The sequence below is a fragment of the Bacteroides sp. AF32-8BH genome, from assembly GCF_003435205.1.
Lineage (GTDB): Bacteria > Bacteroidota > Bacteroidia > Bacteroidales > Bacteroidaceae > Bacteroides > Bacteroides ovatus.
Genome location: NZ_QVLZ01000002.1, coordinates 1 through 12,509 on the forward strand (window position 1 = coordinate 1; position 12,509 = coordinate 12,509).

Here is a 12,509-nt window from a genome sequence, read left to right on the forward strand (position 1 = left end):
GATCATTAGCCTTTTTATTTTAATACACTATATAGAATCGCGGAGACGCTTACCGGTAACGAATGATTTTACCTTATTTCAATCTTCGCTTTCACCCGTAATTCTCTCATTCATAACAGTTTTGGCTATAAGGTGAAATCGGTGAAACTTATGAATTAAAAGTTCATGTTACTGATCCGTATTAATAATAATTGTGATCTACTCATATATAAAGAAATCCCCTGTCGAACTAGCCGGCAGGGGATTCTGTCATTAATCAAATTAAGCTCTCGCTATTGAAATCTAGCAATTTCTAGTCTTTTAATTTTGCGATGATGAAGTCGCGGTTCAAGCGAGCGATGTTGCTGATAGAAATATTCTTCGGACATTCAGCTTCACAAGCACGAGTGTTTGTACAGTTACCGAATCCCAGTTCGTCCATCTTTGACAACATAGCTTTTGCCCGACGCAAAGCTTCCGGTTTACCTTGCGGCAGCAAGTTCAACTGGCTGACTTTGGCAGAAACGAACAACATAGCAGAACCATTCTTACATGCAGCTACACAAGCACCGCAACCGATACAAGAAGCAGCATCCATAGCTTCGTCAGCGATAGGTTTCGCGATCAGGATAGCGTTAGCATCCTGCGGAGCACCTGTGCGTACGCTTACATAACCACCAGCTTGCATAATCTTGTCGTATGCAGTACGGTCTACCATCAAGTCTTTGATGACAGGGAAACCAGCCGAACGCCAAGGTTCAACAGTGATGGTATCACCGTCGTTGAAACGACGCATATAGATTTGGCAAGTAGTAGCACCTGTTGCAGGACCGTGCGGGTGTCCGTTGATGTAAAGAGAACACATACCGCAGATACCTTCGCGGCAGTCATGATCGAATACTACCGGTTCTTTTCTTTCGCTGATGAGCTGTTCGTTCAGAATATCCAGCATTTCGAGGAAGGAAGTATCACCGGGGATATCTTTCATTTGGTAGGTTTCAAAAGCACCTTTAGCTTTCGGACCAGCTTGGCGCCATACCTTCAGTGTAAATGATATATTTTTATCCATTTTCTTCTAATTCTTTTAAATGTTTAACTTCACCGATTAGCTCTTGTAGTTACGAGTCTGAACCTTGATGGCTTCGTATACCAGCGGTTCTTTGTGCAATACCGGAGCCTTTTCATCATCACCTTGATATTCCCAGCATGCTACATAGAAGAAGTTCTCGTCATCACGTTTTGCTTCTCCTTCTTCAGTCTGGTATTCTTCACGGAAGTGACCACCACAACTTTCGTTACGGTTCAATGCATCGTAAGCAACAAGCTCACCCATAGTGATGAAGTCGTACAGACGGATTGCTTTGTCAAGCTCTACGTTCATACCTTCCTTAGAACCGGGGATAAACAAGTTCGTTTCGAATTCCTTGCGGATTTCTTTCAGTTCGGCGATACCTTTCTTCAGGCCTTCTGCCGTACGTCCCATACCTACATATTCCCACATGACATGACCCAGTTTCTTGTGGATAGAATCAACAGATTCTTTACCTTGGATGCTCATGAACTTGTCGATCTTAGCTTGAACAGCTTTTTCAGCTTCAGCGAATTCAGGAAGATCGGTAGAGAAACGAGGAACAGTGATCTGGTCTGCCAGATAGTTCTGGATGGTGTAAGGCAATACGAAGTAACCGTCAGCCAAACCTTGCATCAATGCAGAAGCACCGAGGCGGTTTGCACCGTGGTCGGAGAAGTTACATTCACCGATAGCGAACAGACCCTTGATAGTGGTTTGCAGTTCGTAGTCTACCCAGATACCACCCATTGTATAGTGGATAGCCGGATAAATCATCATCGGGTTATAATATTTCACACCACTGATTTCTTTAGCCAGTTCGCCCGGATTAACGTCAGTGATTTCTTCGTACATATCGAAGAGGTTACCATAACGTTGAAGAACAACGTCGATACCCAAACGGTTGATAGCTTCAGAGAAGTCGAGGAATACGGCCAAACCTGTGTTGTTTACACCGAAACCTGCGTCGCAACGTTCTTTAGCGGCACGGCTGGCAACGTCACGCGGAACCAGGTTACCGAATGCCGGATAGCGGCGTTCCAAGTAATAGTCGCGGTCTTCTTCAGGAATATCACTTCCTTTGATTTCGCCTTTCTGAAGTTTCACAGCATCTTCTTTTTTCTTCGGAACCCAGATACGACCGTCGTTACGGAGAGATTCAGACATCAAAGTCAGCTTAGACTGCTTGTCACCATGTACCGGAATACAAGTCGGGTGAATCTGAACGTATGCAGGATTTGCGAATACAGCACCCTTGCGGTAGCAAGAGATAGCAGCTGTACAGTTACAACCCATAGCGTTAGTAGACAGGAAGTAAGCGTTACCATAACCACCAGTAGCGATTACTACAGCGTGAGCGGCGAAACGTTCCAATTCGCCTGTTACAAGATTTTTAGCGATGATACCGCGGGCACGTCCGTCAACGATGACAACATCCTGCATTTCGTAGCGGGTGTACAGTTTAACAGTACCTACGTTTACCTGACGGCTCAATGCAGAGTAAGCACCCAGCAGCAACTGCTGACCAGTCTGGCCTTTAGCGTAGAAAGTACGGGATACCTGTGCGCCACCGAAAGAACGGTTATCTAGTGTACCACCATATTCGCGAGCGAAAGGAACACCTTGCGCTACACATTGGTCGATGATAGCGTTAGACACTTCAGCCAAACGATATACGTTTGCTTCACGGGCACGATAGTCGCCACCTTTTACAGTATCGTAGAACAGACGGTAAACCGAGTCACCATCATTTTGATAATTCTTTGCAGCATTGATACCACCCTGTGCAGCGATAGAGTGTGCACGACGGGGGGAATCCTGAATACAGAAATTGAATACTCTGAAACCCATTTCACCGAGTGAAGCAGCGGCAGAAGCACCTGCCAGACCTGTACCCACAACGATGATGTCCAAACGACGTTTATTAGCGGGATTCACCAATTTCTGGTGAGCTTTATAGTTGGTCCATTTCTCAGCCACCGGGCCTTCTGGAATTTTTGAATCTATCTTGATCATAATATTATTTACAATTTAATCATTTACAATTTACTATTTAGCAAGCACCACCACATATAAGTGTTTTCACAAAGAATACCACTACTACCAGTGCGAAACCGAGTACAACGATTGTAGAATAGATGTTAGAAATACATTTCCAACGATCAATCCATACTTTGTTGTTCCATCCCAGTGATTGCATTGAACTCCAGAAACCGTGAGTCAGGTGGAACCACAAAGCAAACAGCCAAACAAGGTAAAGAACTACGTAAACCGGACAAGAGAAAGTCTGCTGAATGTGATATGCACCGTTAGCAGCATAAGCCAATGTCAATGTATCAGCGTGCATGCCCATGTTGTGCATCAGTTCCGGCAACTGCATTTTTGCCCAGAAGTTGAAGAGGTGCAAACCAAGACCTACGATAACGATAAGACCCAGCACCAACATGTTTTGAGATGCCCATTCTACAGTTTTCGGTTTGTCTGTCACTGCATAGCGTTCGCTACCACGCGCTTTGCGATTCTGCATTGTCAGCCAGAATGCGTAGATAATGTGAATTACGAAAAGAGCAGCCAGTCCTGCGGTAGCCACTAATGCATACCAGTTTGCTCCCAGGAACTCACAAATCATGTTGTAACCATCAGCCGAGATGATCGCAACCAAGTTCATCGCCATGTGAAATGTTAGAAACAGGACAAGGGCGATACCGGTAACGCTCATCACCACTTTCCTTCCTACAGATGAATTACTTAACCACATAAATGATTGAATTTAAATTATTTAATTGTTAGAACTAAAATTTCGACGTTTTACACCTCTTACGGACTGCAAAAATAGGGGAAATAGATTGATTGAGCAAGGAATTAAAGAAATAATTCTTTAATAATGGATCAATACGCCAATGTGTCAATATGCCAGCCAGTATGCGCGCATGGTGCAACTGATTGGCACATTCGTAGGATGGGACTGTTTATTGTACCTTTCCGATTTTCTCACCGCCGGCTGCTTTCTTGCGTAAAGCGCGTGGGGTATCTCCGAAAGAGTCTTTACAAAAGTGGGCGAAATGCGACAGGGAGTCGAATCCGTATCTGTTACAGATTTCAGTGATTCGCATTTTGGTGTGCTGCAGGTCTTCCAGGATTCCTTCCCGTTTCTTTTCCAGTATCCATTCGTATACGGGCACACCATAGAGGTTTTTGAAAAGGCGGCGGAAAGTAGTGGTCGTATATCCTCCCAAGTGTGCAAATTCTTCTACGTTCTTCACGTTGCTGTAGTTTTGCATGACGAAGTAGTGGAAACTTTCCGTATATGTGCTGATTGGATAGAAGAATGAGCTTAGCTGGGGTAGCGGGTAGAAATTGGTAATCAAGAAAACTAATTCCTTGCATTTTAAGTCGATATACTTGCTGCAAGGGGTTTCCTCACCGAGGAATTCGGGCATACTGGTGACAAGATGGTACAGTCTTTCACTCATGACAAGCGGAGTGTAGGTCAATGGGGCTCCTGCCTGTTCCATCATTTCTTTGTACCGTTCTTCGCAGAGCAGAGGTAGTTCGTTGAACCAATAGACAACATATTCAACATCTGTCAGTGCCAATATTTCAACCTTGGAACCGATAGCTTGCAGGATAAACTGCTTTTCGCGCAGTGTATTTCCGGGATATTCTTCGCTGTTGATCAGTAATTCACCCTTTATCATAAAAAGCATACAATTCTGCGTACACTTATCCTTGGGGATATGCTCTCCTTTGGGTAAATTTCTATATACAAGGATATTCTCAGTGGCTTTGGGGCATCCCGTACAGTTGGTATATTGTATGCAAAATGAATCTCCTGGCATGAGTTTTATTCATGATTTATTATCTTGACGGAACAAAGATAGACTTTTTTTGTGGAAAATGGAATTCTTTCTTTTATTTATGTTTTAGTAGAAATCTTTGTATGATTATCTTTGATGTAGTGGAATGAATTTATAACTAATATATTGTATCGTTCCAGCCTATTCAGATAGTAGATAATTCTCACCATGATGAGTATTTTTTCTCATCACGGTGAGAATTATTTGAGAAAATAAGGAATGGAAAAGCAACATAGAAAGTTTTCAAGGAGAGTATGGCGGTATGATTACCGCATGTCCTTATTATAATACTTTTCGAGTAATTCCTGCATCTCCGGATATTTCTCGTCTGTATCACCTACTTCCTTGCGGAGATTTAATAATTGCTTTTTCATCTGTTTGATGACAGGGGCGTACTTCGGATCATTGTATGCATTATGATTTTCATGCGGGTCGTTTTGTAAATCATAGAAGTCCCATGACGGAGTGAATTCAAAGTTTCCTGTATCGGTCATATCCAGATTTTGAGCGTAATAGAAGATCAGTTTGTATCGATCGGACCGGATGGCGAAATGTGCCGGGCGTATGGCATGATTGGTCCAGTATCGGTAATAGATTTCCTTTCTCCAGTCGGGTGGAGTCTTTCCTTCGAGGTTGTTGACGAAACTGGTTCCTTGCACATTCTCCATTTTTACTCCGGCAAATTCGGCTAGAGTTGGTGCGAAATCGACGTTGAGTATCAGGTCTTTCAGGCGTTCTCCAGCAGGGATCTTTTTGGGATAGCGGATAACGAAAGGCATACGGGCTGATTCTTCATAAAACATACGTTTGTCGAAGAAGCCATGTTCGCCCAGGAAATATCCCTGATCGGAGACGTAGACAACTATTGTATTATCAGCAATACCCATTTCATCGAGAGTTTTCAGGAGCTTGCCGATATTGTCGTCAACAGTGGCTCCGCAACGCATATAATCGCGGATTAGTTTTTGATAGGCTGCGCGTCTGGCGGTGGTTCGTTGCATTCCTTCCGTACTGAACGGCAGACCGGGATAACGACACCACCACTTATCCGGATCTTTTGAGGCGATTTTCCAGCGGCGTACCAACTCTTCTAAGGGTTGCCCTTTGAAAGAACGCCCGTTGGTTTCCGGTCCCCAGTCCAGAAGATTTTCCGGTTCGGGGAAGGTGACACCGTCGTAAAGATGTTCCATACGAATCGGATAATCGTAGGGTTCGTGAGTGGCTTTGAAGTGGCAGCACATCAGGAAAGGTTGCTTGCCGTCCTGTTGCTTGATCCAGTTGATTGCTTTTTCTGTGACGAGATCGGTAGAAAAGCCAAGTATGCGTTCTCCAAATCGTCGGTTACCCGGCCAGGGATCACTACTTTCGATAAAAGTGGGATCACGATATTCTCCCTGGTCGTAGAAGATAGAGTAATAATTGAAGCCCTGTGGCTGTGACTTGATATGCCATTTCCCGACAAGCCCTGTGTTATATCCATGTGATTGTAGAACGGTAGCCAGGGTGGGGATTGAAGTGTTCAAAGAATCGGCTAGTGTGTAAAGTCCGTTCCGGTGGCTATATAATCCTGTAAGGATACTGGCACGGCTGGGTGCGGAGATGGAATTAGTACAGAAACAATTATCGAGGACTACGCCTTCATTGGCAAGTCGGCGAATATTGTTATTATAGGCATAATCTGCCAGCACTCCACCATAAATGCCCCATGCTTGTGAGGTGTGGTCGTCACTTAGGATAAAGAGGATATTGGGACGCTGTTCGTCCTTTTGTTGGTTTCCTTGCCCGGCAGTAGTTTGGGCACTTAAATTGTGGATGGCTGCTCCGGCAGTTAAAAATCCGGTTAATAGTAATTTATTCATAAATATAGATTTGTTGTATTTCTTTGAACGTGAGTTTGTGACAATATTTCAGCTACCAATTGAGTAGCTGAAATTACAAAGAAACGTACTTTATTTTATTTTTCCTAACTCTTTTTTCAAGATTTGTCTGTTTTTGTGTCTGAATGGAAGACTTTATGTTGATTTCTGGAAGTATTATAGTTGTTTTTGAACATCTATTTCCGTTTGACATGCGTATTTTTGCGATCTAAACTTATTAATTATCAATCATTATGCTAATGCTAAGAAAAATTGTATTCTTCCTTTTTTTGTTTGTCGGATTATCATTATTTGCACAACAAGACTATATGATCAGTTCTTATGTGCGGGGTAATTTTTACAATCGAGGGCGTATTTCTACAGAAAGCCTGCGGGCAAGTGACGATCTAATCTTTTTGAGTGTTCACCCTAATAAAGACGGATCGCTTTTATTTGAGAATCCCCGTGCTTTTCAGGGAAAAGGTGAGACAACTTGGGAAGGGTTGATTAAGTCGGTTCGTGGAAAAGTAAAAGGGACAAAAGCGAAAATACGCTTGGGTGCTTCCAGTGGTGAATGGAAAGCAATGGTGGCTGATGAGGCTGCTCGTACTACATTTGCGAAGAATATCAAGAAAGTGCTGGAAAAGAATAATTTGGATGGTATTGACCTTGACTTTGAATGGGCGGAGAATGAGAAAGAGTATGAAGACTATAGTTTGGCTATCCTGAAGATGCGGGAAGTCTTGGGAGATAAGTATCTTTTCAGTGTATCTCTGCATCCTGTTTGCTATAAGATTAGTAAGAAAGCTATTGAAGCTGTTGATTTTATTTCACTTCAGTGCTATGGCCCTTCACCGGTTCGCTTTCCAATAGAGAAATATTGTTCGGATATACAGATGGTATTGGAGTATGGTATTCCGAAGGAAAAACTGGTAGCCGGGGTTCCTTTTTATGGTGTGACTAAAGATAATTCAAAGAAGACGGAGGCCTATTTCAATTTTGTACAGGATGGACTGATTACGAGTCCTTCACAGAATGAGGTGATATATCAGGGAGATACTTATGTGTTTGATGGTCAGGATAACATTCGTATCAAAACCCGTTATGCAAAAGAACAAAAATTGAAAGGCATGATGAGTTGGGATTTGGCTACGGATTTGCCGTTAAATGACAGCAAGTCATTACTAAAAACAATGACTGAAGAATTGAGGAAATGACTTAGCTCTCACGGACACAGGTTGTACCTTTTCTTTTTGTAGATGCTATTTAACGGATTCAGTTTTAATAGATTCCCCTCTCCTTTATATAAATCAGATTTATAAAATGCCTCCTAAAAGTTTTGTATTAAACTTTTAAGAGGTACTTCTTTTTGGGCAGGAGCAAAATTCGTTTTTTAAAACGTATGAAACGTAAGCGGCTTCCCTCTTTTTATGATTGTATAATCTGCTTCAGGTAATCCGAAGGCGAGACGCCGAATTCTTCTTTAAAGCATTGGCGGAAATATCCCGTACTGTTCATTCCTACTTTATAGGCGATTTCAGAGATATTGAACTTTCCTTCAAGCAGTAAACGTTCGGCATTCTGCATTTTCACTTTCCGGATATATTCGTTAGTCGATAATCCCGTTAGTGCTTTCATTTTCCGGTAGAGAGTGGAGCCGCTCATACACATTTTGTCTGAAAGATAGGTAATATCAATCTTCTCCGAAGAGAGGTTTTCTTCGATTAAAAGGGTGATTTTTTCAATAAATTCATTATCCAGCTTGCTTAGAGCTTCGGCGATTACGATACGTTTTTCTTTTAAATCTGCCTGATTGCCCGGAACGGATTGTGTCTGGAATTGAGCTATCAGTTTCTTTCTTGATTCCAGCAGATTATTGATACGGCTGCGTAGCAGAGAAGCACTGAAAGGCTTTGTCAGATAAGAATCGGCTCCTACCTCGTATCCTTCTTCTTTATCTTGCAGAGAATCTTTGGCTGTCAATAGGATGACAGGGATATGACTGGTTCGTACGTCTTCTTTCAATTGCCGGCAGAGAGTGATACCGTCTATGACAGGCATCATAATATCGCTGACTACAATATCTGGGATGCGGCTAAGAGCTTGTTGCTTCCCTTCTTCTCCATTGTAGGCGGTGAGTACTTCGAACGAATCGACAAAGGACTCGGCGATATATTTCTGTATCTCTTCATTGTCTTCTACAATCAACAGGATTGGTTTGCCGGTATCCAGTGTGGTTTCTTGTGGATATTCAAGGCTTGCTTCCGGGTTCGTCTCCTCTTGAACCGGTTCTGTAGAATCTGCGTGTAAGGCATTGGGATAGATATTATCCGTCAATAAGCTGATATAGAATGAGCTTCCTTCGTTTTGTATGCTTTCTGCCCGGATTTCTCCTTCATGCAGGGTGACCAGATTCTTCACCAAAGCCAAACCAATGCCTGTGCCGGATGCCTGATGCTTGCCGCTTTCCTGATAATAACGGTCAAAAATATGTGGCAGGGCTTCAGCAGAAATTCCATATCCCGTATCACTTACTTTTATCTCTGTATAAGCTACTTCATTACGCATTGTCTGATACAAACTTAGAGTGACGCGCCCTTGTTCCGTATATTTGATTGCGTTGGAAATAAGATTATCCAAAACAATGGTAATGATTTCCTTATCGAAAAAAAGAAACATTTCTTCTTTCTCTATTTGAATCTGGAAGTCAATCTTGGTCTTTTGATTTAGTTCTTTGTATTTAAGTCCTATCTCATAAATCAAAGGAGCGATATTGCCTTTGCTGACGCACAATTTCTTATTTTGCGTCTCTGTCTTTCGGAATTCCAGTATTTGGTTAATCAAGTTGAGCAGCCGTAGCGCACTTTGATGGATGACAGATAACTTCTGGGCTTGTTTTGCCGGAAGTGAGGTTTCTTTTTGCATATCTTCCAAGGGACCGAGGATTAAGGTCAACGGTGTACGTAGTTCATGGGTGATATTGGTGTAGAACCGCAGACGTTCCTGATTCAATTCCTGTTCCTGCTCATGGTTTTTCTTTTCCAAAATATAGAGGCTTTCTAAATCCAGCTTCTTTTTATATGCATGCAAGATAAGATAAATGATGCTGATAGATACTAAAATATAGATAAGCTTTGCCCACCACGTCAGCCAAAGAGGGGGATTGACACGGATGGTAAGTGAAGTAGCTTCTTCCGGCCATTCTTGGTTATGTACTCGTGCTTTGATGAGGAACTCATATTTTCCCGGAGGAATGTTTCGGAAAGTGACACTGTTGTTCTCATTGACGGTGTACCATGAGTTCTCAAGCCCTTTCAGCATATAAACATACTCCACTTGGTTGACAAGTGAGTAGTTTTGCACATTAAATGTAAGTCCAAAGCTATTTTGCGCATGACTTAATTCTACATTCTGTCCTTTGGACAAGTTGATAATCATGTCGTTATTTTCCAGATTGCTCAATCGTCCCAGTATTTTCATTTCCGTGATAACTGCTACCGGAGTAGGTTGTTCATTCATTGTAATATCAGGATTAAAACAACATACTCCATTGATAGAACCGAAATAAATCCATCCGTTCTTGTTTTGCGTTACACAACCGCTTGAGAAACTTCCCGCCGGAACATCGTCAGAATGACCATAGTGATAGAAACAATCTTTGGCTGTCACGTAGCAGCTGACACCTTTATTATTGCTAAACCATATATTACCTTTCTTGTCTTCTGTTATTGCACAGATATTTGTATTGGTTAAACCATCTTTTCGTTGATATGTTTTGTAGGTTAATACATTGGTTGAAGGAAAACAGACTAGTCCTTCTCCTGTCCCTATCCACATTCTTTTGTGTTTATCCTGTATGATCTGATTGACGGTATTGGAACAGAAGCCCTCCCTTTGGACAAAGGTCTTGATTTGTTGTAGATCGGGCGTGTATACGCCAAGTCCGTCTCCGAAGGTCCCAATCCAGAAACGCCCTTTCTCATCTTGAGCTATAGAACGTACAAAATCACTGTGTAGTTCGCTGTTTTCAGTGTTGTAGTGTCGGATAATTTCCATGTTGAGGGGATTCAATACAATGATTCCTCCGCTATATCCTACCCAGATATTATGTTGAGTATCTTCGTAGATCGTACGGACATCCTGATTGTACTGTCCCATGAGGGAGATGGAACGAAACCTTTTATTCCGAGTGTCATAATAACTGATTCCTCCTTGAAAAGAACCGAACCATAGATTTCCTTTTGAATCCTGTAAAGAGGTCAATATGAAATTGGAAGGGATGTCTCCAGTCTCTTTTTTATAAATAGCAATACGCTTGTCCCCTTCAAATACATTGATACCACCTCCGTCTGTTCCAATCCATATACGTCCTTGTCTGTCGGTACAGAGACTGCTTGCAACTTTATTGTTCAGACTGTTTTCATTGTTGGGAATCGGAGAATAACTTAATGTTGTGAATAAGGGTGGCTTTCTGCTGATAAAGTTGATTCCTCCTCCCCATGTACCTATCCAGATATTGTCAAAAGAATCTTGGAATATACACCGGGCACTTGCATTGGAAAGGCTTCGACTATCATCACCTTCCTGAATATATTCGAGGGAAATCTGTTCGGGTGAGAGAAACATACTTTGTTTGAGATCCAGTATAGTAATGCCATTAAGTTCGGAAGCAATCCAAAGTTTACCGTCGTTTAATTGTTTAATAGCCAATATCCGATTGCATAAAGCAGCATATTTATCATTTTTGTTATTCTTAAAAGTGATAAAGCTTTGATCGGTAGCATTGAAAAGAGCCAGGCCTTTATCTGTCCCTAGCCATATATTACCGTTTGTGTCTTTAGTGAGACATCGTACATCATTACCGGGCAGGCTCTTCGGGTCGTCCGAATGATTCTGGAAGTTTTTTACACTTTTATCTTTGAGAGAAAGAATACTGAATCCGTGGCCGACATGGCCGATGTATAGATTCCCGTCTCCTCCGTCCAACACAGTCCATGTTTGTTCACAAGATAAGGCGGGCACTGTATTCTTGTTATAATGAGTGAACTGCCCACTGTTAATGTCGAGATATTCTATACCTCTATAGTAAGTACTGATCCACAAGCCATCTTCATGTTGAGCAGAAGGAGCGATGTCCGTTACGTCATTCGTAATTAGGCTATGAGGGTCATCCGGATTATGTGAATAAGCTGTAAATACCTGTTTGTTGTAATTATATGCATTTAATCCGTCCCGTTGAGTCGCTATCCATATAATGGGACGTTTATTGTCAGCATATACCCGATTGAGTTCATTGCCAGTGATTCCCTGGCTACTTTGCGATAAGTCATTCTTATAATAGGTCATGAAACGGGTCCCGTCGAATTTATTAAGTCCTTCTTCCGTAGCAAACCATAAGAAGCCTTGTTTATCTTGTGCGATACTAATCACATAATTATTAGATAATCCCTGCTCAATACCCAATCGTTTGATAGAATGGGATTGAGCTATCAATTGAGAAACTGATAGCAGACACAGAAAGAAAATAGAAGTAATGTGTTTCTTCATAACTCGTACTTATTCGTTTCATTTACAAGCTCAAAAATAGGAATAAATATTTTATTTAGAGTATGTAAATCGTGCATTGCACGATTTATGTAGCTTCTCTGCATGATTTTTGTCGGTTTATATAGTTGGAATCGTCTACATTTGTGATGTCGATTTGCCGATATTTTATATATTGAGAAGTCGTACCGAGATAATATTAAT

Annotated in this window: 7 protein-coding genes; 1 reads left to right on the forward strand and 6 read right to left on the reverse strand. The window is 41.8% G+C overall.

Annotated elements, in window-relative coordinates:
- Positions 1-292: 292 nt before the first annotated feature.
- The 5 genes from DWZ47_RS01535 to DWZ47_RS01555 form a co-directional block, all read right to left on the reverse strand.
- Positions 293-1,048, reverse strand: coding sequence for a succinate dehydrogenase/fumarate reductase iron-sulfur subunit (locus DWZ47_RS01535; protein ID WP_004298485.1), 756 nt, complete (start codon positions 1,046-1,048; stop codon positions 293-295).
- A gap of 36 nt (positions 1,049-1,084) precedes the next feature.
- Positions 1,085-3,064, reverse strand: a complete 1,980-nt coding sequence (locus DWZ47_RS01540; RefSeq protein WP_004298483.1) for a fumarate reductase/succinate dehydrogenase flavoprotein subunit — start codon at positions 3,062-3,064, stop codon at positions 1,085-1,087.
- A 37-nt stretch (positions 3,065-3,101) separates the two neighbouring features.
- The gene (locus DWZ47_RS01545; RefSeq protein ID WP_004324017.1) at positions 3,102-3,806 is read right to left on the reverse strand and encodes a succinate dehydrogenase/fumarate reductase cytochrome b subunit; all 705 of its coding nucleotides are present in this window, start codon (positions 3,804-3,806) and stop codon (positions 3,102-3,104) included.
- A gap of 211 nt (positions 3,807-4,017) precedes the next feature.
- Positions 4,018-4,887: a helix-turn-helix domain-containing protein gene (locus DWZ47_RS01550; protein WP_117512143.1), complete on the reverse strand. Its 870-nt coding sequence runs from the start codon at positions 4,885-4,887 to the stop codon at positions 4,018-4,020.
- 284 nt (positions 4,888-5,171) lie between these two features.
- On the reverse strand, positions 5,172-6,764 hold the full coding sequence (locus tag DWZ47_RS01555) for a sulfatase (protein ID WP_117512144.1): 1,593 nt from the start codon (positions 6,762-6,764) through the stop codon (positions 5,172-5,174).
- A 251-nt stretch (positions 6,765-7,015) separates the two neighbouring features.
- Here DWZ47_RS01555 and DWZ47_RS01560 point away from each other — a divergent pair, with 251 nt between their 5' ends.
- Positions 7,016-7,978, forward strand: coding sequence for a glycosyl hydrolase family 18 protein (locus DWZ47_RS01560; RefSeq protein ID WP_117512145.1), 963 nt, complete (start codon positions 7,016-7,018; stop codon positions 7,976-7,978).
- A gap of 211 nt (positions 7,979-8,189) precedes the next feature.
- Here DWZ47_RS01560 and DWZ47_RS01565 read toward each other — a convergent pair whose 3' ends face one another.
- On the reverse strand, positions 8,190-12,308 hold the full coding sequence (locus DWZ47_RS01565; RefSeq protein ID WP_117512146.1) for a hybrid sensor histidine kinase/response regulator transcription factor: 4,119 nt from the start codon (positions 12,306-12,308) through the stop codon (positions 8,190-8,192).
- Between the last annotated feature and the right edge of the window lie 201 nt (positions 12,309-12,509).